The organism is Serratia sp. PL7 (assembly GCF_945957435.1).
The window spans coordinates 1-25131 of record NZ_CAMFLB010000040.1 but is presented as its reverse complement, the minus strand read 5'-3'; the positions used below and the strand labels follow the sequence as shown (position 1 = coordinate 25131).

At 55.1% G+C, this 25131-nt stretch carries 23 protein-coding genes; 5 read left to right on the top strand and 18 right to left on the bottom strand.

Annotated features, from left to right (window positions below; translation table 11 throughout):
- Positions 1-237 precede the first annotated feature (237 nt).
- From N6G83_RS51230 to ftsB, 10 genes are all read right to left on the bottom strand, one after another.
- Positions 238-864: a protein-L-isoaspartate(D-aspartate) O-methyltransferase gene (locus N6G83_RS51230; protein ID WP_065687018.1), complete on the bottom strand. Its 627-nt coding sequence runs from the start codon at positions 862-864 to the stop codon at positions 238-240.
- Positions 858-1619 (bottom strand): 5'/3'-nucleotidase SurE, encoded by a 762-nt coding sequence (surE, locus tag N6G83_RS51225; protein WP_211136455.1) that lies wholly within the window; start codon positions 1617-1619, stop codon positions 858-860. The genes N6G83_RS51230 and surE overlap by 7 nt, the downstream gene beginning before the upstream one ends.
- Before the next feature lie 333 nt (positions 1620-1952).
- A complete protein-coding gene (locus tag N6G83_RS51220) occupies positions 1953-3110 on the bottom strand; it encodes a CfaE/CblD family pilus tip adhesin (RefSeq protein ID WP_211136456.1) in 1158 nt (385 codons plus the stop codon).
- Positions 3111-3120: 10 nt separating this feature from the next.
- Positions 3121-5784 (bottom strand): TcfC E-set like domain-containing protein, encoded by a 2664-nt coding sequence (locus N6G83_RS51215; protein WP_211136457.1) that lies wholly within the window; start codon positions 5782-5784, stop codon positions 3121-3123.
- A 116-nt stretch (positions 5785-5900) separates the two neighbouring features.
- A complete protein-coding gene (locus N6G83_RS51210) occupies positions 5901-6398 on the bottom strand; it encodes a CS1 type fimbrial major subunit (protein WP_074032414.1) in 498 nt (165 codons plus the stop codon).
- Between the two features lie 82 nt (positions 6399-6480).
- Entirely contained in the window at positions 6481-7206 is a 726-nt protein-coding gene (locus tag N6G83_RS51205; RefSeq protein ID WP_211136458.1) for a fimbrial protein, read from the bottom strand.
- A gap of 380 nt (positions 7207-7586) precedes the next feature.
- A complete protein-coding gene (gene truD / locus N6G83_RS51200; RefSeq protein ID WP_074032417.1) occupies positions 7587-8633 on the bottom strand; it encodes a tRNA pseudouridine(13) synthase TruD in 1047 nt (348 codons plus the stop codon).
- A gap of 3 nt (positions 8634-8636) precedes the next feature.
- On the bottom strand, positions 8637-9110 hold the full coding sequence (ispF, locus tag N6G83_RS51195; RefSeq protein ID WP_021179414.1) for a 2-C-methyl-D-erythritol 2,4-cyclodiphosphate synthase: 474 nt from the start codon (positions 9108-9110) through the stop codon (positions 8637-8639).
- Positions 9111-9121: 11 nt separating this feature from the next.
- Complete coding sequence (gene ispD, locus N6G83_RS51190) at positions 9122-9829, bottom strand: 2-C-methyl-D-erythritol 4-phosphate cytidylyltransferase (protein WP_074032419.1); 708 nt, start codon at positions 9827-9829, stop codon at positions 9122-9124.
- A gap of 3 nt (positions 9830-9832) precedes the next feature.
- Positions 9833-10153 carry a cell division protein FtsB gene (gene ftsB, locus N6G83_RS51185; protein WP_074032421.1) on the bottom strand — a complete coding sequence of 107 codons (321 nt, stop codon included), beginning with the start codon at positions 10151-10153 and terminating at the stop codon, positions 9833-9835.
- A gap of 443 nt (positions 10154-10596) precedes the next feature.
- On the opposite strand from ftsB, the gene N6G83_RS51180 reads away from it, so the two are divergent.
- From N6G83_RS51180 to N6G83_RS51170, 3 genes are all read left to right on the top strand, one after another.
- Positions 10597-11367 (top strand): basic amino acid ABC transporter substrate-binding protein, encoded by a 771-nt coding sequence (locus N6G83_RS51180; protein ID WP_059199801.1) that lies wholly within the window; start codon positions 10597-10599, stop codon positions 11365-11367.
- 85 nt (positions 11368-11452) lie between these two features.
- Positions 11453-12220, top strand: coding sequence for an amino acid ABC transporter permease (locus N6G83_RS51175; RefSeq protein WP_024485716.1), 768 nt, complete (start codon positions 11453-11455; stop codon positions 12218-12220).
- Positions 12204-12926, top strand: a complete 723-nt coding sequence (locus N6G83_RS51170) for an amino acid ABC transporter ATP-binding protein (RefSeq protein ID WP_074032422.1) — start codon at positions 12204-12206, stop codon at positions 12924-12926. The genes N6G83_RS51175 and N6G83_RS51170 overlap by 17 nt, the downstream gene beginning before the upstream one ends.
- Before the next feature lie 320 nt (positions 12927-13246).
- On the opposite strand, the gene N6G83_RS51165 is transcribed toward N6G83_RS51170, so the two are convergent.
- From N6G83_RS51165 to cysG, 5 genes are all read right to left on the bottom strand, one after another.
- On the bottom strand, positions 13247-13564 hold the full coding sequence (locus tag N6G83_RS51165) for a DUF3561 family protein (protein ID WP_074032400.1): 318 nt from the start codon (positions 13562-13564) through the stop codon (positions 13247-13249).
- 88 nt (positions 13565-13652) lie between these two features.
- Entirely contained in the window at positions 13653-14276 is a 624-nt protein-coding gene (cysC, locus tag N6G83_RS51160; protein ID WP_143182350.1) for an adenylyl-sulfate kinase, read from the bottom strand.
- Positions 14272-15702: a sulfate adenylyltransferase subunit CysN gene (gene cysN, locus N6G83_RS51155; RefSeq protein ID WP_211136459.1), complete on the bottom strand. Its 1431-nt coding sequence runs from the start codon at positions 15700-15702 to the stop codon at positions 14272-14274. The genes cysC and cysN overlap by 5 nt, the downstream gene beginning before the upstream one ends.
- A gap of 12 nt (positions 15703-15714) precedes the next feature.
- Positions 15715-16623, bottom strand: coding sequence for a sulfate adenylyltransferase subunit CysD (cysD, locus tag N6G83_RS51150; RefSeq protein WP_024485711.1), 909 nt, complete (start codon positions 16621-16623; stop codon positions 15715-15717).
- Between the two features lie 10 nt (positions 16624-16633).
- A complete protein-coding gene (gene cysG, locus N6G83_RS51145; RefSeq protein ID WP_211136460.1) occupies positions 16634-18064 on the bottom strand; it encodes a siroheme synthase CysG in 1431 nt (476 codons plus the stop codon).
- A gap of 344 nt (positions 18065-18408) precedes the next feature.
- Between cysG and N6G83_RS51140 the strand changes: the two genes are divergently transcribed.
- On the top strand, positions 18409-19491 hold the full coding sequence (locus N6G83_RS51140; RefSeq protein WP_211136461.1) for an aminopeptidase: 1083 nt from the start codon (positions 18409-18411) through the stop codon (positions 19489-19491).
- Between the two features lie 179 nt (positions 19492-19670).
- Here the strand turns inward: N6G83_RS51140 and cysH are convergent, their stop codons facing one another.
- From cysH to cysJ, 3 genes are all read right to left on the bottom strand, one after another.
- A complete protein-coding gene (gene cysH / locus N6G83_RS51135) occupies positions 19671-20405 on the bottom strand; it encodes a phosphoadenosine phosphosulfate reductase (RefSeq protein ID WP_211136462.1) in 735 nt (244 codons plus the stop codon).
- A 119-nt stretch (positions 20406-20524) separates the two neighbouring features.
- The gene (cysI, locus tag N6G83_RS51130) at positions 20525-22240 is read right to left on the bottom strand and encodes an assimilatory sulfite reductase (NADPH) hemoprotein subunit (RefSeq protein WP_211136781.1); all 1716 of its coding nucleotides are present in this window, start codon (positions 22238-22240) and stop codon (positions 20525-20527) included.
- Entirely contained in the window at positions 22240-24042 is a 1803-nt protein-coding gene (cysJ, locus tag N6G83_RS51125) for an NADPH-dependent assimilatory sulfite reductase flavoprotein subunit (RefSeq protein ID WP_211136782.1), read from the bottom strand. The genes cysI and cysJ overlap by 1 nt, the downstream gene beginning before the upstream one ends.
- Positions 24043-24463: 421 nt before the next feature.
- Here cysJ and queD point away from each other — a divergent pair, with 421 nt between their 5' ends.
- Entirely contained in the window at positions 24464-24823 is a 360-nt protein-coding gene (gene queD, locus N6G83_RS51120) for a 6-carboxytetrahydropterin synthase QueD (protein ID WP_021179400.1), read from the top strand.
- The last annotated feature ends 308 nt before the right edge of the window (positions 24824-25131 follow it).

The following is a 25131-nucleotide window of genomic DNA, read 5'->3' as shown; positions in this document are numbered from 1 at the left end:
ACAGCAATATCAAAAAATACCTTATACATCGTAGCCGAGCTTTATCGTTCTACAGCACAAGGTTTCCCCGGCCGATCCCTGAAAACCAGAAGATCACCCACCAGGGAGCTAAAAAACCGTGGCGCCAATGCTAGCCACATTGGCACGATCACGCCATAAGACAACTACATACTGGAACAATTCTGATGAAAATTAATATTATTCAACTTATTTATCCGTCATGTTGCTCTGCGTAGGCTAAGCCAGTTCGCCCTTGACCAAGGGAACGAATCGCACCGCCTCAACGGTATCGATGGAAAATTCACCGCCCCGCCGCTGAATGCATTGCAGTACCTGAGCCTGTTCGCCTACCGGCAACACCAAAATGCCACCGTCGTCCAACTGCTGCATCAACGCCTGCGGGATCTCCGGCGGCGCGGCCGTCACGATGATCGCATCAAATGGTCCACGCGACCCCCAGCCTTGCCAACCGTCGCCATGGCGGGTTGAGACATTGTGCAGATCAAGCTGCTTGAGACGACGTTTGGCCTGCCACTGTAGCCCTTTGATGCGTTCAACGGAGCAGACATGCTGCACCATATGCGCCAGGATCGCGGTCTGATAACCCGAACCGGTGCCAATCTCCAGCACGCGTGAGCTCGGCTGCAGGTTCAGCAGCTCGGTCATGCGCGCGACCATATAAGGCTGAGAAATCGTCTGCCCCGACCCAATAGGCAGGGCCGTGTTCTCATAGGCTTTATGGGCTAATGCTTCATCAACAAAACGCTCACGCGGTACGTTCTCGATTGCCTTGAGCAGCCGTTCGTCCCTGATCCCCTGCTGGCGCAGCTGTGCCAGCAGCGTTTGTATGCGTTTGTTCACCATTCCCCGCTAACCTCTGCTTTGGTTAACCATTTTGATAGCACATCTTGCGCCCCGTAGGCGGTCAAATCCACCTGCAAAGGCGTGACCGACACGTAACCCTGCTCCACGGCGGCAAAATCCGTGTCTGGGCCCGCATCGAATTTATCACCCGGTGGCCCGATCCAATACAGCATCTGGCCACGCGGATCCGGTTGGCTAAACACCTTATCGGCGGGATGCCGGCTGCCACAGCGGGTCACACGTATCCCTTTAATTTCCGCCAACGGTAAATCAGGGACATTGATATTTAGGATTTTACCGGTACGCAGCGGTTCTTGTTGCAGCGCGCGCAATATACAGCAGGTGACTACCGCCGCCGTCTCATAATGCTGGTGACCATTGAGCGACACCGCCAAAGCGGGTAGCCCCAGATGGCGGCCTTCCATCGCAGCCGCCACGGTGCCGGAATAGATAACGTCATCACCCAGATTTGGTCCGGCGTTGATACCAGACACCACAATCTCCGGTGCTGGCAGCATCAGTTCATTAACGCCAAGGTAGACACAGTCCGTCGGGGTGCCCTGCTGCACGGCAATATCGCCGTTGGGCAACGTCAGCGTACGCAGCGGCGACTCCAGCGTTAGCGCGTTGGAAGAGCCACTACGGTTACGATCGGGGGCCACCACCTGCACTTCGGCGAATTCACGCAACGCCGCCGCCAGTATCTGGATACCCGGGGCGCTAACGCCGTCGTCGTTGCTCAGTAGTATTCTCATAATGAATTTAAACGACTTTCTTGATGAAAGCGATAAAACGAAGAGTTTGACTTACCTTGCTACATCCATCTGTTTTTAATGATATTTTCAATAGTAAGCCCAACCTGCCGTGTTACCCATTGTGACTTGCGTGGTACAGCAAGGCTTGCCTCGCTGTTGCTGATAGTATTAGCCAAAACAGCCAGCTATGCGATCTACTATACAATTCAACGGTCATCAGTGGCAAACGGGGCAGGATAGCCCCTCGGCAAAGGGGGCAGGATAGCCCCTCGGCAAAGGGGCCGGGTTGACTACCTGAGGTTGGGTGAGGGCCGACGAGTTCGCCCCTCCAGACTATTGGGTCGTGGGCATATAAACAACGCGCAGCTTGCCGGTGTAATCCCCCGCCGTTTTATCCGCCATTGAGAAGGCAGGCGTCGTCAGGGTCAGCGGGGCCGGCACGCAAAGTACCGCGGCTCCACCGCCAGGTAGAACCACCAGCCGCTGAATATTGCGGCGGTTGGTATCGCTCCAGACGATTTCTTTGCTATTGGCGACGTTTTGCACTGCCCCGGTGGTGGGATTGATCACGCTGACCTGGTAGTCCAGCCGGTCATGTGGCTTGGATTTATCCCCCCCATTACGATACAGGGAGAATTGCCCGTCTGCTCGCTCCGGTGCGGTGATGCCCTCATCCTGAAATAGCAGGCTGATGCGTTTACTGGCCGAGTTGTTGCCGTCGTAGAGGCACATATCCAGGCTGGTACTACCGCTAACGCTCTTGCCGCTACCAACGCCTGGCCGAGTTTTCAGGTTCAGGTTAACAACGGGTGCCGAAGTCGGGAAAGCGGGTAGATAAATCTGCTGATTACTATCATCCGTCACATTGAACACGATGTCCGCAGACCAGGTATGTAATTTCGTGACGTTCGTACACCCCTCTGCCGTACTGCTCCAGTCTCCCGAACAAGAAGTAATAGGCCATTGCATCAGGTCTTGTTTAAGCGTGGCCGTCCAACGTCCAGCACTTAACTTCTTCAGTTCTGCCTGAGGAATCGAAAACGTAAAAAAGGCCTCACAGGGCCCGTCAGCCTCAGCGCTACCAATAGTACCCAGAGTGCACTTCTTCCCGTCCGTCTTCGGTATCGTTATTCTGCTGCCTTCAATGACCAAAGAGACCACGGTTGTCGTTTCTGCCAAAGTAAAATTCAGCGTTATTTTTGTGGGCCTTACCGATGAATTATTCCAGACCGGTTTAGTCAGGCATGCACCATATTTTTTGTCGGTCCGACTTTGGCAGACCAGAGTGTTACGCCCCCACTTTGGTTGATCATTTTCATCAAACCCGGCAGATAAATTATCCCAGATAACAACTTTTGCAGGCACAGAGTCCAGAGCTAGCCCCATGGTTAACACCGTATTTTGTGCTACGGGTGGTGTCGCAGCCAACGTCGCGGTGGGGAAAACCAACAACGCTGGCAGAAGCATTAAAGCATTTACGCTTATTTTCATTTTCAGATCCTTAATTCATGTTCATCGCCACCGGCACTCCAGAGCCATGGCCCTGCCGCACGGCCATCAATTGCGCCTGCTTCTGCTCGGCTGGCGGTATGTTAGCCATGGTCACCCCTGCACAGCGGGTGGTACCGACATAGCGCACCACGTCACGCATGGCCTGCACCTTCATGGCACACTGATAGAACTGCGAGCCACGCATCAGATACAGTTGCTTCATTGGCCGGGTGGTTTCCAGGCTAAAGCCACCTTCACCCAGCGGGGTCCAGGACAGCACGTTAAGAGGAATGCCGTTAACCAAAGGCCTATCCTGCTCATCCAGCATTCTGCCCAACCAGGTGTAACGCGAAGTCACCTCAATATTCCGGCGCAGCACTTTCCCCGGCACCATAAACGCCATACGCGTTCCCGCCCCTCGGCGGATCTCGCTGCTGATACCGGCAGGAGCGCTAAGTGATTCGTTGATATCAAAGGTGGTTGGCTGATAGCCCGGTACGGTAAACAGTGCCCGGCTGTTGCTGCGTACGTCCGTCTGGCCGCTGCCGTCTACCGCTACGCTGATCAATGCGGCACGGCTCTCTTCCCCTGCATCCACCCCAACCGTGATCGCGGAGGCCGGGCGGCCATCTCCCCAGCGTCCCCAATAAAGTCCGCTGCGATCGACCAACAAAGAAGAGCTATAGCTGCCGCTGCTGCTGAGCGTGTGCCGGTTCGCTACCTTGTCATAGGCGTCACTGACGGCGAAGCTGCCGTTACCGTACTGCCCACCGGCACGGGCGTAGGTTGCAGCGGTCAGGGTCTGGCTATTGACGCCATAAATCGAAGCCCCCATCTCATTTTGCCCGCTCTCATCCATATAGCGGCTGTAGTTGGCGTTATAACTGAGTTGCCCTTCCCCACGCTGGCTATTGCGATAGTTGGCGGCCAGAGAGGTAGTGCTGTTAGTGGCACCGCCACGGCGCCCAGAGAACGATAGGCTGACGGTGAAGTAGCCGCCTTTGTCGGTTCCCTGCTGGCCGCTATCATGGCGCCTGAAAGCGCTGACTCCGCTATTGATGTTAATGTCGTTGAACGCAAAGGAACGGCTGACCCCAATCTGCCAGGTTTGACTACGCGAACGCGTCGTGTAGATCTGCTCCCAAGGGGCGACATCCTGATGGTGGTCATCATTGCCAGACAGTTCACTGCGATAGCGGTAACGCCCTCCACTGCTGTTAAGCGAGTAGCCAATATTGGCAAACCACTGCGCGAGCGGGACTGAAAGCATCAGGTTGGAACTCTGGTAACAACCGCTAAAACCATAGTTTCTCTGTTGAGAGCCGCAGTCAGGCACCGAGAGGGCCGAGCGGTAGAAACTCAATGAAAAACCGTCGTTATAGTTTATTTGCTGAATATTTCCCCGTGTCCCCTCGCTACCGGCCAGATAACTGGCGCGAGCCGTCATGACGCCATCCAACGGGCCACTGTTAAAACCATGGCTCCAGTCCGCCGCCCCTTCCCAGTAGTGTACGTCGCTCAATATCGTGCTACCCGCAGTCAGCGACAGCGAATCGGTCAACGGAATACGCAACCCGCCTTGTACCACCCGCCGATCGTCCGCCATAGGATGCGTATCGTGGTCTACTTCAACCCCGGCTTGCAGGAACCACTGAGGGCCATTGAGCTGAGACACACCGGTGTTGGTATAAGGAACGGTTTCTGTCCTGACTAACTGGTTATCCTCATAGATCCGCAATGTGACGGTATAGCTGCCGCTGGGGAAGGTACGCGTATCCAGTTCCTGTGCCCCGGCATTCAGGTAAAAGGAAGACAGTAACTGTTCGTCACGATAGGCGTCGATGCGAGCGTTGCGCGAAAGGAAGACCGAGACCGGGGTCCCACGGGAAACCAGGCTCTGGTTGACCCAGGCCGTGGTCGAACCAGCCCGTAACCCACGGATCTTGCCAATCGGCAATTGGCTCAGGTTGATGTTGCCCCCCGCGTTGCTGAAGATGTCACGGGAGTCCATCATACCGCCTTGCAGATAGAGGCTTTTCCACAAGTCCTGCCGAAAATAGGCATTATTCATCTCTATCTGCTGATGGTTGCTATGGCGGTAGCGCTGCCCCGTATAGAACCAGTCGGCATTAAGATAGCCATTTTCAGTGACGCCCAGTGAGCCAGTCCCCTGCAGCGACAATGACTGATAGCTTTCATCAGCAACAAAATTGAGGTTTTGCTGATGGATCAGCGCATTTTCACTTTCTGCTGTCGCCTGATAGAAACCGCTACCGACAGCTTTTTTCGGGAGGTACTGACGGTCAAGGAACAGGTTAACCCGGGAATTATTCTCGTCATAGATGATGCCAACCGTCTGGGTTTCCAGATAGTCGCAACTTGGCGCGTTACCATTACCGCTGCAGGCAAGGTTGCCATTACGCGCGAGCGGTTGCCCCAGCGCTGTCATCAGTTGTGCACCAAGCTCAGGATCGTCGTTGAACTGTTGCTTCACGGCATCAGCCAGTTCCGCTGGCTTTATGAAGACAACCTGTTCCAGATTAATATTGGCTTCATAAAGCCCGAGAGACTTGCCATAAAGGGAAACATCAACCCAAACAAGCTGCCCTTGTGCCAAGGCCTCGAAGCCTGGTGGAATTTTAGGGGTAGCCGACGAATCGTGTTGCATAATCATAAGGCCTACCAACAACCCTGCAGATAGGCTAGCGCGAAAAGCCATTATTCATCCCTGATAAAAATGGGGCTAAGAGCCCCATAAGATATGAAAACAAACTTTTGAATTGGGTCGTCTTAAGGAGCCTTGGTCGCCTGAGTCACCACCAGGCTAACAATGCCGCTGTAGGTGCCAGTGGCGATAGTGCCTTGCGTGGTCTGGGCAAAACGCAGCGGCAGAACGTCTGAACCATTTTCGATTCCCGCAGGGAACAGGGTCGCCGCTTCCAGCAGTTGGTTGGTGGTGGTCAGCACCGTTCCACCCAGGCTTACGGTCAATGGGATCTTGTTAACCCCATTGACATCCGCCAGGCTCGCGGCTCTGACCAGGCGAACGTTAACGCCAGCGGTAGCGTTGTTAGACCAGACCTTGGTGTTCAGGTTAAAAGGCGTCAGGCCTTTGCCTGGCAAATACTGCATATCGATGCTGCTTGGCAAACCGGTATTATCAGGTTGCGTCATATCAATCGTCGCATCCACGTTGGCATTCACAGTAATATCTTTCTGTACAGCCTGAACTGAAAATACGGCAGCCATGGTTGAAACGATCAGCAGTGGTTTAATAAACTTTTTCATAAAATCTCCATTTTATTTTATAAATAACATCCAACTTTACTCACCCCATAAAATCGGGGCTATACATGATTTGACTCCACACTTAAAGCTTTACAGACAAATCAATTTCTTCAACGCGCTTCTTAAGCCAGTTAAAATAACGCGCTTTATATTTCTTCCCTGGCATTACCATTAGCGAGGCAATTTTAAGCTCGGTACCGGGATATATCGTGGTGGTTTCTTTTTTCCAGTTGCAAACACCGCCCTGGTCACAAACCCCCACCTCTCGTAGCGGAATACGCAACGTACCGTCATTGATAACCTGGCCGCGCTGTGCATCCAGCGTCAGGCTGGCAATGGCCTTTTTAGGTGCAACGTGGACCAATGCCCCCCACACCAGGTTGATGCCTACCTTTGTCGTGGTCATCTGCGGGCTGGCAGCGGCAACGTTATCTTCTAATTCCGGCACGCCTTCAAAATAAACTCGCCAGGTGGTTTCTTTTTCCGGTAACTCCAGGGCGACCAACCGTACAAGGCGTTGGCTACCTGCCGAAATAGCCAATTTTTGCGGCGTTATCACCAGCGAGCTTTGTCCAAATTGTTCAACGTCCGCTTCTTGTTCTTGTTTAGTGCCAGGATTTAGTATTTGTTTTTCCATTACCTTGACGAATTGCACCCCGTCGCTTTGGGATATAACCCTTATTTGCGCGGCTCCAGTTTCGCCGATCCCGACTTCCATAGGATAAACGCTCATATTGGCCAATACACAACCTGGTAAAAAACAAAAAATAGCAACACCACTCAGGCGTTTAATAATATTGAGCTTCATGATTAATCCGTAATGAGAGTCTCTTATATCAAACTTTAAAACACAGCCAACTCCAGCCACGCTTAGTCTCGTAAAATTCGCAGCAAGTATAAAAACCAATGAGCACGCAGATCAACTTAATAATTATAATAATAACAACAAGAATAAAGGACTCGGTAAGCCAATGATAATAAACAAGATAATTTTTAATTATAACAAACAGAAATAAACAAATTATAATATTTAAGGTGAATTAGAAGATGAGGTTTTAATCAATGGCGCAATACGGGGGAAATTAGCTTGGTAAGCCAGGACGGTGACAGCATTTTCGCTGTCTTATTCAGTTCAGGCAGAGTTCCCCTCTGCCTGAACGAGAAAGCAAAAATTGATTAAGCTAACGGCTACTCGGCAATATCCGCGTCACTGCTAACCAATTGCATTATTTCGCGTACCACGCTGGTAGCGAAACTGCCTGCCGGTAACCAGAAACGTAATTCCACGGTGACATCATCCCACCAGTTCCACTGCATTTTCTGCGGCTGTAGCAGCAAGGCCCGTCGTGCAGGCTCTACGCGCTCACGCTTTAACAGACTCAGCAATTCCGGCTGCTGCGCCAGGCAACTTTGTTCAAACTCCAGTACCTCTGCGGCAGTTCCCGGCTCACCATCCCCCGGCAATGGAGCGGTGATCATCAGTTCACCCGCGTCTAACCGTTGTTGCAGGGTGGCTAGCTCTTCCGCTTTGGCCACGAACCAGCTCCCGCGGCCAGCCAGCTGTAACGCATCCCCCTCCAGCACCGTTTGCTGCTGTTGGTTAGCCAAACGTTGGCTGGTAATGAGGTTGAACAACGCACTGCGGCTGGCAGACAGGTAGAAGCTACGTTTGCTGCGCTCCTTGACCCGGATCTCATCGTTGGCCCAGCGACGTGCCATCGTCAGGTTGTTGCCACCACGGCCAAAGCGCTGGCTGCCAAAGTAGTTCGGTACGCCGTCCGCCGCGATGGCCTGCAAACGCTGCTCCACTTCTTGGCGATCGCTGATCTGGCGCAGCACCAGGGTAAATTCGTTACCCTTCAACGTACCGATGCGTAGCTTGCGTAGGTGGCGAGCGGCCTGTAGCACTTCGCAGCCTTCCAACGCAAACTGGCTGAGATCGGGAGATTCTTTCCCCGGCAGATGCAGACAGAACCACTGCTCGGTGACCGCATGGCGATCTTTCAAACCGGCATAGCTGACCGAACGGGCATGAATGCCGGCAAACTTCGCCAGAGAGTCCGCCACAAACTGGGTGTTGCAGCCGTTCTTGCGGATGTTCACCAACAGGTGCTCACCTTCGCCGTCCGGCGTAAAGCCCAGATCCTCAACCACCACAAAGTCTTCCGGGTTGGCTTTCAGCACGCCGGTAGCCGCTGGCTTGCCGTGCAACCAGGTCAGATTAGCCATGTCCATGCGTTATTCCTTGATCAACAGGGCAACCGCTTCGCAGGCAATGCCTTCGCCACGGCCGGTAAAGCCCAGTTGCTCGGTGGTGGTCGCTTTGACGTTAACATCGTCCATATGGCATTGGAGATCTTCCGCCAGGAAGATGCGCATCTGAGGAATGTGTGGTGCCATCTTCGGTGCCTGCGCAATGATGGTGACATCCAGATTACCCAGACGATAGCCCTTGGCACGAATGCGTTTCCAGGCTTCACGCAGCAGCTCACGGCTGTCTGCCCCTTTGAAGGCCGGATCGGTATCCGGGAACAGCTTGCCGATATCCCCCAACGCCGCCGCCCCCAGCAGGGCATCGGTGGCTGCATGCAGCGCCACGTCACCATCGGAGTGAGCCAGCAGTCCTTTTTCATAAGGAATGCGAACACCGCCGATCACCAACGGCCCTTCGCCGCCAAATTTATGGACATCAAAACCGTGACCGATACGCATGATGCGCTCCTTTAGTTGTTCAACTGAGTCAAATAGAACGCCGCCAGCGCCAAATCCTCTGGCCGCGTCACTTTAATATTGTCCGCACGCCCCGCCACCAGCAGCGGATGATAGCCGCAATGCTCCAGCGCCGAGGCTTCATCGGTCACCGTAGCCCCTTCATCCAGGGCACGTTGCAGGCAGAGTTTAAGCAGTTCCAGCGGGAACAGCTGTGGCGTCAGTGCATGCCACAAATCCTGGCGTTCGACGGTGTGCGAGATGATGCTTTGGCCCACCTGCGCACGCTTCATGGTATCACGCACCGGTGCAGCAAGAATGCCGCCGACCTTACTGTGTGCCGTGATCGCGAGCAACCGCTCCAGATCGTCGGGATGCAGGCAAGGGCGGGCAGCATCGTGGACCAAAACCCAGTGTGCGTTGCCTGCCAATTGCAGCCCGGCCAGTACCGAATCGGCGCGCTGTTGCCCACCCTCAGTGACCAGGACCCGCGGATCGCTGGCGATCGATAATGTCTTGAATTGTTGGTCTTCGGGGCTGATAGCCACGATCACCTGGGTAATACGCGGATGGCGTAGCAAAGCGTGGATCGCGTGCTCAAGAATGGTTTGATGGCCGATGGTTAAATATTGCTTCGGGCACTCGGCCTGCATACGGCTGCCAATACCGGCAGCGGGCAGGACGGCGATCACCTGAGGGGAGGAGCCTACGGATGGATTCATGCGTTACTTCGATGGGTTGTTCTGTGTGGCAGACGCCGCGTTGCGCCCGGAAGGTTCAGGAACCAGACGATAGAAAGTCTCGCCGGGCTTGATCATACCCAGTTCATTGCGTGCGCGTTCTTCTATCGCTTCCTGACCGCCGTTCAGGTCGTCAATCTCGGCAAACAGCTGATCGTTACGCGCTTTCAATTTGGCATTGTTGCTCTGCTGAGCCACAACGTCATCATTGACCCGTACATAATCGTGAATACCATTCTTCCCCAGCCACAGCGAATACTGTAACCAGCCAAGCAGCGCCAGCAATAGCAGCGTCAGTTTTCCCATCTCCGCCCCCTAAAAAAAGCGCTTAATCATCCCACAACTTGCCGTTTGACTCCACAGCAGCGGCGGCTTTTCATCTGCCGCCATCAAGCGTAATCAGAATTTCCTGAGTTTAGCGCCTGATTGTCGCCTGAAAGTGGCATTAAATCCAGGTGGCCGCAGGCAGCATGGATCGACGGGCACCGCATGCTGCTGCATACATCGACATCATGCACACATCGTCGCCCCACATCAGTATGCAGTAAGAATAACTGGGCTGAGGGTATTTTTACCGACATTTAAGCCAGTTTTTAAATAATTATTCATATTTAACACTGTTAGCATTTTCATCATCAGGTAGGGGTTGTGTTTTTATTCATGTAAGTTTATTTTTATGCATCTAAAGTGCATAAATAAATCCAATGTATAACCTTTACTTAACGACTCAACTTATTCGGGGATTGCTCATGTTAAAACGTCTCGTGCTGATTAGTGCCTGCCTGGCGGCCACTTTTTCCGCGGCCTCCTTTGCCGCAGAACCGACGTATGTTGTCGGCTCCGGCGGTACCTATCGTCCGTTCGAATACGAAAACAGCAAAAAAGAGCTGGAAGGTTTTGATATCGATGTGATCAAGGCCGTCGCCAAAGCGGAAGGTTTCCAGGTGAAGCTGGTAAATACGCCGTGGGAAGGCATCTTTGCCACCCTGAACTCTGGCGACCGCGACATTATCATTTCCGGTATCACCATTACCGACAAGCGCAAGCAGATGGTCGACTTCTCTACGCCATACTTCCCGGCAGAGCAGGCCATCGTGGTACCGAAAGAGTCTACAGTAGACTCCATCGACGCGCTGAAAACCCTGAAGGTGGGCGTAGTCAACTCCAGCACCGGCGACATCGTGGTTTCCGACGTGTTAGGCAAAAACAGCACTGCCATCAAGCGCTTTGATAACACCCCGCTGCTGCTGCAAGAGCTGTATGAAGATGGCATTGGCGCGGCTGTGGGTGACGTTGGCGTGGCCAAGTTCTATATCAAGACCCACCCGGAGAAAGAGTTCAAGCTGGTGTCAGACGCCAAGTTTGAGCGCCAGTATTTCGGCATTGCGGTGGCCAAGGGCAACGATGAGCTGCGTAACAAGATCAACAGCGGCCTGAAGAAAATCATCGCCGATGGCACCTACGCCAAAATCTACCAGACCTGGTTCGACAGCAACGTCCCTACGCTGCCAGCAGAATAAACCGGCTGTAAATAGGGGCGCAATTGACTGTGCCCCTACGTATCAATGACCTGCAAGTTCGCACTACCACCGTAAGGATTCTATTTTGTCAGCATTCCGTTGGGAGATCATTGAGGAATACGCTCCGCTGTTTATGGAGGGTGCCTGGATGACCATCAAATGTACCATCATCTGCGTGATCCTGGGCACCACTTGGGGGCTACTCCTCGGCTTAGGCCGCCTGGCGCAGGCACCGCACGGCATCTGGAAACCGATCCTGCACTATTGCGTGCAATGGCCGGTGCGCATCTACATTAGCGCCTTCCGGGGCACGCCGCTGTTTGTGCAAATCATGGTGGTCCACTTCGCGTTGGTGCCGCTGTTTATCAACCCGCGTGACGGCCTGCTGGTCAGCAACGGTTTGATGAGCGTCGACTTCGCGCGCGCATTGCGTTCCGATTACGGTGCCTTCCTGTCTTGCGTAGTCGCCATCACGTTGAACGCCGGTGCCTACGTCTCGGAGATCTTCCGTGCCGGGATCCAGTCGATCGATCGCGGCCAGATGGAAGCATCGCGCTCGTTGGGAATGGGCTACGGCAAAACCATGCGTAAGGTGATCCTGCCGCAGGCCTTCCGCCGCATGCTGCCACCGCTCGGCAACAACGCCATCGCCATCGTCAAGGATTCGTCCCTGGCCTCCGCGATTGGTCTGGCGGATCTGGCTTATGCCGCGCGCACCGTTTCCGGCGCGTACGCCACCTACTGGGAGCCCTATCTGACTATTTCAGTGATCTATTGGATCATCACCTTCCTGCTCTCGCTGATGGTGCAACACATGGAAAAAAGGTTCGGTAAAAGTGATTCGCGTACATAACCTGCAAAAACAATTTGGCGAAGCCCACGTGCTGCGCGGGATCTCCTGCCAGATCGCGCCGAAAGAAGTGGTGTGTATTATCGGCCCATCCGGCTCCGGTAAAAGTACCTTTCTGCGCTGTATCAACGCGCTGGAAACGCTTTCTGGCGGTGAGATCGACGTTAACGGCTTTGCCATTCACGACCAGAAGACCGATCTGAACAAGATGCGTGAAAGCGTGGGCATGGTATTCCAACGCTTTAACCTGTTCCCGCACATGACGGTGTTGGAAAACATCATCATGGCGCCGATGGAGGTGAAAAAACTGTCCCGCAGCGAAGCCATTGAACGTGCCGAGGTGCTACTGAATAAAGTAGGCCTGCTGGACAAGATCGATGCCTATCCCAGTAGCCTGTCCGGCGGACAGCAACAGCGTGTTGCCATCGCCCGCGCATTGGCGATGGAACCGCAAATCATGCTGTTTGATGAGCCTACCTCGGCGCTGGATCCGGAGTTGGTCGGTGAAGTGCTGGCGGTGATGAAAGCGCTGGCCCTTGAAGGCATGACGATGGTGGTGGTAACCCACGAAATGGGCTTCGCCCGTGAAGTGGCTGACCGGGTGCTGTTTATCGATCAGGGGATCATCCAGGAAGAAGGCACACCGGAGCATATCTTCAGTAACCCGACCAATCCGCGTACCCAGGCATTTTTAAGCAAAGTTTTGTAACCTTCGGCATCTCTTGGACGCATGTTCCCCTCACCCCAACCCTCTCCCACAGGGAGAGGGAGTTGGCCCAGTGCTAGCGGCAGGAACCGAAGCCAATCTTTCGCTTTGAGCTGATTCGGGGTCTAGGTAGACACAAACTCTATCTGTGGCACATGCTATCCCCTCTCTTGGGGGAGAGGGAGTTGGCCCACTGCAAGGGGCAGGCACCGAAGCCAATCTTTCGCTTTGACCTGATTCGGGGTCTAGATAGGCACAAACTCAATCTGTGGCACATGCTATCCCCTATCCTGGGGGAGAGGGCTAGGGTGAGGGCGTCTGGATTACCAACCGCTCAGAAAGCTGAACACCAGCCAGAACAGACAAATGACGGTGATACCAGTCAGCAGCAGTGTGAGGAACAAACGCCCGCGCAGCACCACGCTGAAGACGATACCCAGCAGCACGGAAGCTGGCATCAAAGCCAGGAAAAATGGCCAGGTATAGAGAAGGAAAAACAAGGTGTTAGAGCCGTAAACCAGAAAAGGCACGGTAAACGCCAACCAATAGAAGACAAAGCCGCTGGTACCGCCCAAAAACGAATATGAGGGTTCCTCTGGCTCGAGTTGGCTATCAATCACTAGTGGCGTGGCATTTTGCATAGCGTTCCCTGGTCTATTGGCTCGCTCTGCGGCGACTTACTAGAGTAAAAAGCGCGTGGCTGGATCACGCCACGCGCTTTTTGCGAATTCAGGGTTTGATAATAGCCTGACCACGCAGCAGGTCTAACAATTGCGCGGTCAAATTTGTTACCAATTGTTCACCATTAAGCCGGATATCCGGCCGTTCCGGCGCTTCATACACCGAGTCGATACCGGTGAAATTACGCAGTTCACCAGCGCGGGCCTTTTTGTACAATCCTTTCGGATCGCGAGCCTCACAAATCGCCAGCGGGGTGTCGACAAACACTTCGATAAACTGCCCCTCTGCCAACATTTCCCGCACCATCTGCCGTTCAGCACGGTGCGGTGAGATAAATGCCGTCAACACCACCAGCCCGGCATCCACCATCAGTTTCGCCACTTCACCCACCCGGCGGATGTTCTCACGCCGATCGTCGTCGGAGAACCCCAAGTCGCGGCACAGGCCATGGCGCACATTGTCGCCATCCAGCAGATAGGTGCTGACCCCCAACTGGTGCAACGCCTGTTCCAATGCCCCGGCCACGGTCGATTTCCCCGAACCAGACAGGCCGGTAAACCACAGCACCACGCCCTGATGATCGTTCGCGGCTTCACGCTCCGCACGCGTTACCGCATGCGGGTGCCACACGACGTTGTCGTCTTTCGCTAACTCAGCCTCGGCCACGTTAATTCCCCTTCAGCAGGTCACGCGCACCCCAGTGTGGGAAATGCTTGCGTACCAAGGCATTCAGCTCCAGTTCAAAGGCGCTGAAATTACCCACCGTTGCCAGATTATCCTGCTGCAAAGCTTCGCGGATCAACCCCGCGCCAACCGTGACGTTAGTCAAACGATCGATAAAGATCAGGCCGCCGGTATCATGATTCTGTTGATAGCTGTCCAGCACCAGCGGTTCGTCGAAGGTCAGCTCCACCAGCCCAATGCCGTTCAAAGGCAACACATCGGCCTGATGCTGCGACAGCGAGTTAATCTCCACCTGATGGCGAATGCTCTCAACGCGGGCGCGGGTTTTCTTCCCGGCTACCTTGATGTCGTAGCTTTGGCCCGGCAACAGCGGCTGTTCTGCCATCCATACCACGTCTGCCAAGGCACTTTGCGTGGCCTGTAAGGTTTCGCTGGCATCCACCAGCAGGTCGCCCCGGCTGATATCGACTTCGTCTTTCAGCACTAGCGTGATCGCTTCACCCGGCCCCGCCTCCTGCAGATCGCCATCAAAGGTCACGATACGCGCCACGGAGGATTCAACGCCAGACGGCAGCACCTTGATGCGCTGGCCCACGCGGACCACACCGGCAGACAACGTACCGGCATAACCGCGGAAATCGAGATTCGGGCGGTTGACGTATTGTACCGGGAAACGCAGCGGCTGATGTTCACGCTCGCTGATCACATCCACGCTTTCCAACACTTCCAGCAGCGTCGGGCCGCTGTACCAAGGCATCTGTGTGCTCTGGGTAGCGACGTTGTCCCCGTCCAGTGCCGACAACGGGACGAATTTAATCTCCAGGTCGTTGGGCAACTGCTCGGCGAAGGTCAGGTAGTCCTGTTTGAACTGTTCAAACACCGCCTGGCTGTAATCCACCAGGTCCATTTTGTTCACCGCCACAACCAGATGGCGAATGCCGAGCAATGTAGCAATGAAGCTGTGGCGACGGGTCTGGTCCAGCACGCCCTTGCGCGCATCGATCAGCAGGATCGCCAAGTCACAGGTCGAAGCACCGGTAGCCATATTGCGGGTGTACTGCTCGTGCCCCGGCGTATCGGCGATGATGAATTTGCGCTTTTCGGTCGAAAAATAGCGGTAGGCCACGTCGATGGTAATGCCCTGCTCACGTTCTGCCTGCAGGCCATCCACCAGCAAGGCCAGATCGAGCTTCTCCCCTTGGGTGCCGATGCGTTTGCTGTCGGTATGCAAGGTTGAGAGCTGATCTTCGTAGATCTGGCGGGTATCGTGCAGCAAGCGGCCAATCAGGGTACTTTTGCCGTCGTCCACGCTGCCGCAGGTCAGGAAGCGTAGCAGGCTCTTGTGCTGCTGCGCGTGCAGGTAGGCTTCTACCCCGCCCTGTTCGGCGATTTGTTGTGCAATAACGTTGTTCATTCCGGCGGCTCCTTAGAAATACCCTTGGCGCTTTTTCAGCTCCATCGAACCGGACTGATCGCGGTCGATCATGCGGCCCTGACGTTCGCTGGTGGTGGAAACCAGCATTTCCTCGATGATCTCCGGCAACGTCTGCGCAGAAGAATCCACCGCGCCGGTCAACGGCCAGCAGCCGAGGGTACGGAACCGCACCATACGCTGGCTGATCACCTCACCCGGTTGCAGATCGATACGATCGTCATCCACCATCATCAGCATGCCGTCGCGTTCCACCACCGGACGTGGTTTGGCCAGGTAGAGCGGAACGATGTCGATCTTCTCCAGGAAGATATATTGCCAGATATCCAGCTCGGTCCAGTTCGACAGCGGGAACACGCGGATGCTTTCGCCCTTGTTGATCTGGCCGTTATAGTTGTGCCACAGCTCTGGACGCTGGTTTTTCGGATCCCAACGGTGGAAGCGATCGCGGAAAGAGTAGATACGCTCTTTGGCGCGGGATTTCTCTTCATCACGGCGTGCGCCACCGAAAGCAGCATCAAAGCCGTACTTGTTAAGCGCCTGCTTGAGGCCTTCGGTTTTCATGATATCGGTGTGCTTGGCGCTGCCGTGGACAAACGGGTTAATCCCCATCGCCACCCCTTCCGGGTTTTTATGGATCAGCAGCTCGAAACCGTACTCTTTGGCAGTACGATCGCGGAATTGGTACATTTCGTTGAATTTCCAGCCGGTATCCACATGCAGCAGTGGGAACGGCAGCGTGCCCGGGTAGAACGCCTTGCGTGCCAGATGCAGCATCACCGAGGAGTCTTTACCGATGGAATAGAGCATCACCGGATTGCCGAATTCGGCGGCCACTTCACGGATGATATGGATGCTCTCCGCCTCCAATTGCCGCAAATGAGTGAGTCGTTTTTGGTCCATAACAGATCCTTTAAGCCAAATTCACGACGGCCGGGCGCGCTGCCACTGCCGTCTGCGATTGATGCCCAAACCAGGCGATTTGATGGTGTAGCTCCACCACTTCACCGATCACCAGCAGCGCCGGTAACGGGGCCTGCCGAGTTAATTGTTCCAGCTGTTGCAAGGTGCCAGTCTGCACCTGTTGATCGGCCCGTGTACCCCGGCTGATCACGGCGACTGGCGTATCCGCATCACGGCCATGGGCGATCAGGTTGCGGCTGATATCCGCCGCCTTCATGGTGCCCATGTAGATCGCCAACGTCTGCCGCGCCCGCGCCAAAGCGGGCCAATCCAAGCCGTCGTCATCGTCACGGCAATGGCCGGTAATAAAGGTCACGCTTTGGGCGTGATCGCGGTGCGTTAGCGGAATACCTGCATAGGCCGTAGCCCCTGCGGCAGCGGTTACGCCCGGCACCACCTGGAAGGGGATCCCGGCAGCGGCGGCCACCTGTAACTCTTCGCCACCCCGGCCAAAGATAAAGGGATCGCCGCCTTTTAACCGCACTACCCGTTTGCCCTGCTGCGCCAGTTCCACCAGCAACCGATTGGTCTCTTCCTGGATCACCGAGTGCGCGCCCGCGCGTTTGCCCACGCAGATACGCTCGGCGTCGCGACGCACCAAATCCAGCGTCTCTTCGCTCACCAGGTGGTCGTAAAGCACCACGTCAGCCTGCTGCATCACCTGCAGCCCGCGTAGGGTTAACAAACCGACATCGCCCGGGCCTGCCCCGACCAGTGCGATCTCACCTTGCGCCCCCTCATTACCCTGTGCAAAAGCCGTTAAATCCTGTTCCAACTGCTGCTGCGCCTGATCCGTCTGACCATTCGCCACCAAAGTCGCGAAACGGCCATTGAAGGTTTTCTCCCAGAAACGGCGTCTGGCCCCGATGGAAACCAGCCGTTGCTTCACTTTGCCACGTAACCCTCCGGCCAGTTCCGCCATCTTCCCCAGGCTGGCAGGCAGCAACGCCTCCAGCTTCTCACGTAACATCCGAGCCAATACCGGTGCCTGGCCGCTAGATGACACGGCCACCACCAACGGTGAACGATCGATAATCGACGGGAAGATAAAGGAGCAGCGCGGTTGGTCATCCACCACGTTGGCCAACACGCGGCGTTTATCCGCTTCGGCATACACCTCGGCGTTCAGCGCGCTATCATCGGTAGCGGCAATTACCAGAAAGACGTCGTCTAACTGCTGCGGCACAAAGTTCTGCCCCAGCCACTCAACGCGCCCTTGCTGGTGTTGGTGCTCCAGCTCCGCTGAGAGCGCCTGCGCCACGATCCGCACTTCCGCCCCTGCGCGTAGCAGGAGGTCAACTTTGCGTGCAGCCACTTCGCCGCCGCCAACCACCAGCACCGGGCGTTGTTTCAGGTCGGCAAATATTGGTAGATAGTCCACAACGGCCTTTTCATATAACAGATTGATAGGGTGACTATACGGCGTGCGATTTGCCCCCTGAAATGACGAAAAGGCATGAGATGTTCTTAAATGGAATAAGGCTGTTGGCAGTGCGCCTAACTCGCTGTACGTAATGAGGTTACAGGTGTGGGTTAACAGGGCTTGCTTGATGTTGCCCCTACGGTAGAACATACGGTGCCACTAAACGTGGTTAGCAGAGGTTTACCGGCGCGCACCTCAGACAAAAATAGGACGCGAAGAAATTGTCTTATCGCCCGTAGCGTCCCATACTGAACATCGCAAAAATAATCGGCATCACCGCTGTCAGAGAAGGATTTTTCGGTATGTTTTCCCGCTTGTGTCTGAGAGCAGGGCTGTTGCTAGTCGCTCTCGGCAGTGCTGTAAGCGTTTCGGCCGCTACCAAACCCGTAAAAGAAGCCCCGATGGGCCAGTTCGCCGCTAAACAGATCCGCCATATCGCTACCTACTTCCCCGGCCGCATGGCGGGCAGCCCGGCAGAATTACTGGCCGCAGATTACCTGAAACAGCAGTTTACCGAGATGGGCTACCCGGCTGATACCCGCACCTTTGACGCCCGTTATCTTTACACTAACAAAGATACCAGTGAAAACTGGCGCAAGATCAGCGTCACCTCGGTGATTGCCACCAAAAAGGGTGAGCGGCCCCAACAGGTCATCATCATGGCGCACTTCGATACCTATACACCGCTTAGCGATGATGAGGTAGATAATAATCTTGGTGGCCTGACGCTACAGGGGGTCGATGACAATGCCTCCGGCGTGGGTGTGATGCTGGAGTTGGCTAATCGGCTGAAAAATATCCCCACCACCTATAGCCTGCGCTTTGTAGCCATGAGTGGTGAAGAACTAAAGTCAGTAGGCGCTAAAAACTACCTTGGCCGAATGACGCAGGAAGAGCGTAACAACACGCTGCTGGTGATTAACCTCGACAGCCTGATCACCGGCGATCGCCTCTATTTCCATTCCGGGCGTAACACCGAGCCGGAAGTGGTGGCCAGATCCCGCGATCGTGCGCTGAGCATCGCCCACCGTTATGGCATTGAAGCGGCCATCAACCTAGGCAGCAAAGGTTTTCCAACCGGCACCGGTTGCTGTTCCGATCAGATTGTCTTCGATAACGCCAAAATTCCGGTGATGGCGGTAGAAGCCACCAACTGGTCGCTGGGGGATCAGAACGGTTACCAGCAGCGTGCTGTCAGCCCCAGCTTCCCGCAGGGCATTACCTGGCATCGCCCGCAATACGACAATCTGCAATATCTGGAAACCCACCTGCCAGGGCGGATCGACAAACGCAGCCGCGACAGCGTGCGGATCCTGTTACCGTTGGTAAAAGAATGGGTGCAGGCGCATCCTGCTCCAGAGCAGAAGAAGAAAAAGAAGAAGTAGTACGTTACAGCCCCTCACCCTAATCCTCTCCCACAAGGAGAGGGACCGATCGAGTCAGGCTGAAAGTGAGTGATTCATCATCAATACCGAGTAACTCGCCTCGGCTAAGAGTGAACTTCTTTCTCCCAACAGAGCAGTGACTTTCAGCTCCCTCTCCATGTGGGAGAGGGTTAGGGACATCAACCTTCGTGCAGACCACACTCGCGCTTCAGGCCGAAGAAGCGGGTCTCTTCCTCGCTCATGCCTTCCTCCCATTTACGGGTGGTGTGGGTATCGCCCACCGACAGGTAGCCCTGATCCCACAGCGGGTGGTAGCTCAGGCCATGCTCGGTGAGATAGTGGTAAATCTGGCGGTTATCCCAGTCGATAATCGGCAGGATCTTGAACACCCCTCGTTGCACCGCCAGCACCGGCAGATTGGCTCGGCTGCCCGATTGCTCACGGCGCAGGCCGGCAAACCAGGTTTGCGCACCTAGCGTTTCCAGCGCGCGGTTCATCGGCTCAACTTTGTTGATTTGGTTGTACTGCTCAATACCCTCAACGCCCTGCTCCCACAGCTTGCCGTAGCGCGCCTCTTGCCAGGCTGGTGAATGCTCGGCGCGGAACACTTGCAGGTTCAGGTTCAGCTTGTCGGCCAGTTGGTCGATAAACTGGTAAGTTTCTGGGAACAGGTAGCCGGTATCGGTCAGGATCACCGGGATATCCGGCTTGATGCGCGTGACCAGATGCAGGCACAACGCCGCCTGAATACCAAAGCTGGAGGAAAGCACAAACTCCCCCGGCAGATGTTCCAGCGCCCAGGCAACCCTCTCCTGTGCAGAAAGCTGTTCCAACTGGCCGTTAACGACCGCCAGTGCCAGCGCTTGACCGGACTTCGGTAGCGCGTTCAGCGCCGCCAGATCCAATTCAGCCATGATGCGATCTCCTGAAAGTGTTGATGTGGCCCCTCACCCTACCCCTCTCCCACAGGGAAAGGGGACAGTAAGGTGCACAAACTTAGCTGCTGCACAAAGAGTAAGGAAAGCCAGCAAGGTTATTCCCAGAAATCCTGCGCGGGATCCACCACCGGCCGGATAATCCCGGTACGCACGGTGAAATCGCCAAAGCCTTCGCCAGCGGTGCGCTCTGTTGCCCAACGCCCTACCAGTTGGTCGATGGTCTGCAAAATCTCTTCTTCGTTAATATTTTCCCGATACATGCGCGGAATACGCGTCCCTTCACGGTTACCGCCCAGATGCAGGTTGTAACGGCCAATCGCTTTACCGACCAGCCCAATCTCCGCCAGCAGCGCTCGGCCACAGCCGTTCGGGCAGCCGGTGATACGCAGTACCACGTGCTCATCGCCCACACCATGCCGATGCATGATGCCTTCTACCTTGGTCACAAACTCCGGCAGGAAGCGCTCGGCCTCCGCCATCGCCAGTGGGCAGGTAGGATAGGACACACAGGCCATCGAGTTCTTGCGCTGCTCGCTGATGCCGTCGTCGATCAGGCCATGCTGGCGCGCCAGGGCTTCGATCTTCGCCTTTTCGCTTTCCGGTACGCCGGCCACGATCAGGTTTTGGTTTGCCGTCAGGCGGAAATCCCCCTGGTGGATCTTGGCGATCTCGGCCACGCCGGTTTTCAGTGGACGGCCTGGATAATCCAGCAGGCGACCGTTTTCAATAAACAGCGTCAGATGCCAGTGATTATCAACCCCTTTAACCCAGCCGATGCAATCGCCACGGCCGGTAAACTCGTACGGACGCACCGGCGCAAAGGTGATGCCAGCCCGCTTTTCTACTTCGGCGCGGAAGGTATCAACCCCCACCCGCTCCAGCGTATATTTGGTTTTGGCGTTCTTACGGTCGGTGCGGTTGCCCCAGTCGCGCTGGGTGGTCACTACCGCTTCAGCGACGGCCAGCGTGTGTTCCAGCGGAATATAGCCAAACTCACTCGCCGTACGCGCAAAGGTTTTCTTGTTGCCATGCTCGATAGACAGGCCACCACCCACCAGCAGGTTAAAGCCCACCAGCTTGCCGTGTTCGGCAATCGCCACAAAGTTCATGTCGTTGGCATGCAGATCCACATCGTTCTGCGGCGGGATCACCACCGTGGTTTTAAACTTGCGCGGCAGGTAAGTAGCGCCCAGGATCGGCTCTTCGTCCGTGGTTGCGACTTTTTCTTTATCCAGCCACACTTCAGCATAGGCACGGGTACGCGGCAGCAGGTGCTCGGAGATTTTCTTCGCCCATTCGTACGCTTCCTGATGCAGCTCCGACTCCACCGGATTCGAGGTGCAAAGTACGTTACGGTTCACGTCGTTAGCCGTCGCCAGCGCATCCAGCCCCAGGCGGTTCAGCAACTGGTGCACAGGTTTCACGTTACCTTTGACGATGCCATGGAACTGGAACGTCTGCCGGTTGGTGATACGGATGCTGCCGTAGAGCGTGCTTTCCGCGGCAAATTTGTCGATCCCCAGCCACTGTTGTGGGGAAATAATCCCGCCCGGCAGGCGGCAGCGCAGCATCATGGCGTGGCGTGGCTCGAGTTTTTGTTCGGCACGTTCGGCGCGAATATCGCGATCGTCCTGCTGGTACATGCCGTGGAAACGGATCAGCAAGAAATTATCGCCGGTAAAACCGCCGGTCAGACCGTCTTGTAAATCTTCGGCAATGGTTCCGCGCAGGAAGTTACTCTCTTTCTTCAGACGCTCGGCATCGGCCAGTTTGCCTTCAACCACCAGAGGCCCAGGGTGTTTATCACTCATTAGTAAACGTCTCGCTGATAACGGCGCTCAAGGCGCAGCTCGCTTAAGAATTCGTCTGCCAGCTCGGTATCCATGCCACCGTGCTCGGCCACCAGTGCTAACAATGTGTTTTCAACGTCTTTCGCCATGCGGTTGGCATCGCCACAGACATAGATGTGCGCGCCCTGCTGGATCCAGTTCCAGATTTCCGCACCTTGCTCGCGCAGCTTGTCCTGCACATAAACCTTATGTTGCTGATCCCGTGACCAGGCCAGATCGATACGGGTCAGCAGGCCCTCTTTCACATAGCGCTGCCATTCGACCTGGTACAGGAAATCTTCGGTAAAGTGCGGGTTGCCAAAGAACAGCCAGTTCTTACCCCCGGCACCTTCCGCTTCACGCTGCTGCATAAAGGCGCGGAATGGGGCAATACCGGTACCAGGGCCGATCATGATCACCGGCGTTTCCGGGTTGGCAGGCAAGCGGAAGTTGTCGTTATGTTCGATAAACACCCGCAGTTCGCCTTCTTCTTCCAGACGATCGGCCAGGAAGCTGGAAGCCCCACCGGCACGGCTGCGGCCATCAATGTCGTAACGCACCACGCCAACGGTGATGTGCACTTCGTTTTCATTCTCTGCCTGAGAGGAGGCGATGGAGTACAGACGCGGCGTCAGCGGGCGCAGCAGGCTGAGTAACTGCTCTGCGTTCAGGTCGGCCGGAGCCTGGCGTACCATGTCCACAATTGGAGTGTTATGGGCGTAGTGTTGCAGTTTAGGCTTGTCAGCCAGCAGGGCAATCAGCTTTTCGTCCCGCGATAGCCCGGCATATTTTTCCACGATCGGCGTGGTGTTCTGCGTCAGTTCAAAGTGGCTACGCAAAGCTTCACGCAGTGGCAGGGTTTGCCCCTCAACCTCGACCGGTTCGTCACCTTTCAGCCACAGCAGTTGTACTAGCTCATCCACCAGCGCCGGATCGTTATCAAACCATACGCCCAGCGCATCGCCCGGTTGATAACGCAGGCCGGAATCGCCTAAATCGATTTCAATATGGCGCACGTCTTTATCGGAAGCACGGCCAGTGATCTTTTGCTTGGTCGCCAATTGCGCGGTCAGCGGCTGTTCTTTGCTGTAGGGGCTGCTGTCCAGTTGATCGACCGCACCGCTGGCCAATGCCGCCGGAGCGCTGTTTTCCGCTGGCGCTCGAGCCTTCAGGACTTCCACCACCTGCTTACGCCAGGCGATAGCCAGTTCCTGATAATCCACATCCGCATCGATGCGCTCCACCAGGCGCTCGGCCCCCAGCTCGGCCAGCTTGCCATCAAAGTCTTTGCCGGACTGGCAGAAATTCTCATAAGAGCTATCCCCCAGGCCAAACACCGCAAAGGCGGTTTCATTGAGTTTGGGGGCTTTTTTCGAATGCAGGAATTTGTGCAGCGCCACCGCTTCTTCCGCTGGCTCCCCTTCCCCTTGGGTGGAGGCGATCACCACCAACAGGCGCTCCTGGGCGATTTGCTTGAACTTATAGTCACCGGCATTCACCAGGGTGACGCTCAGCTTCGCCGCCAGCAGATCGTCGCGTAGCTGTTCGGCCAGACGGCGTGCGTTACCGGTCTGGGAAGCAGAAATCAGGGTGATGCTGGCCGCAGGAGGCACGGCAACCGGTGCTGAAGCCACGATTTCCGGCTGCTGATTAACCCTGCCCCAGAAGTAACCAGAGAGCCACGCCAGCTGCGTTGGGGAGTACCCGCCAATGACGGCCTGCAAACTCGAGAGCTGTTCGGGGGTCAGCGGGAGCAAAGATGTTGGAGGAACCTGAGTCGTCATCGCGGTACGGATATCCTATGCTTAGCCAGTGTCAGTCGCTGTAATGGTTGTTGTGTAATGTCCTGAAAAGACCAGGAGAGTTTGTAAGGTTACCGAGCGTAATTGCAACGATTAAATAAGGGATAGCAATAATTAATAACCAAAACGACTAAGCAGTTTTCCTGGTAAGGGATAGTGGCTAAATCGTTAGATATTTATTTTTAATAAATTGATATCTAATGATTTATTTTTTTAAAGTTTGAATGAATCGCATTTGAGGTTGATAACCGCCTCCGATGGGCTCAATCCCGCCCAAATAAAAAAATGCCAGCAGCGCTACATGCTGCCCCCCCTGGATCTCCCCTGAAGCAGCCCAAAAGATAGTAACCAGGGCCGCTTTCCGTTAGTATTCGGCGGTTTTTGAGTCAATGAGGCCGTAATAATGGCAACCACGCTATTTAAAGATTTTCAGTTTGAAGCCGCACACCATCTGCCAAACGTACCGGAGGGCCATAAATGCGGCCGCCTGCACGGGCATTCGTTTATGGTGCGTATTGAAGTGACCGGGGAAGTGGACGCCCACACCGGTTGGGTGATGGATTTTGCCGAGCTGAAGGCCGCTTTCAAGCCGATTTGGCAGCGCCTGGATCACTATAATCTGAACGATATTCCTGGTTTGGAGAACCCGACCAGCGAAGTGCTTGCCGCCTGGATCTGGCAGCAGTTGAAACCGCAGCTGCCAGAATTGTCGGCAGTGATGGTCAAAGAGACCTGTACCGCAGGCTGCGTATATAAAGGTTAACAGGGCAAGGCTCGGGGTGGGGCGATTGGCTCCAGTGCGATCTCCCTCACCCTAACCCTCTCCCCAAGGAGAGGGAACCGATCGAGTTAAGCTGATAGTGTCATGATGTATCATCAGCACCAGCGGTTGAAGGGAACCCATCGAGTTAAGCTGATAGTCTAGTGATGCATCATCAGCACCAGCGGTTGAAGGGAACCCATCGAGTTAAGCTGAAAGTACAGTGATGCATCATCAGCACCAGCGGTTGAAGGAATGATCCGGGTTGCTGAGATTATCTCTCTTCTCACAACAGAGCAGGGGCTATCAGC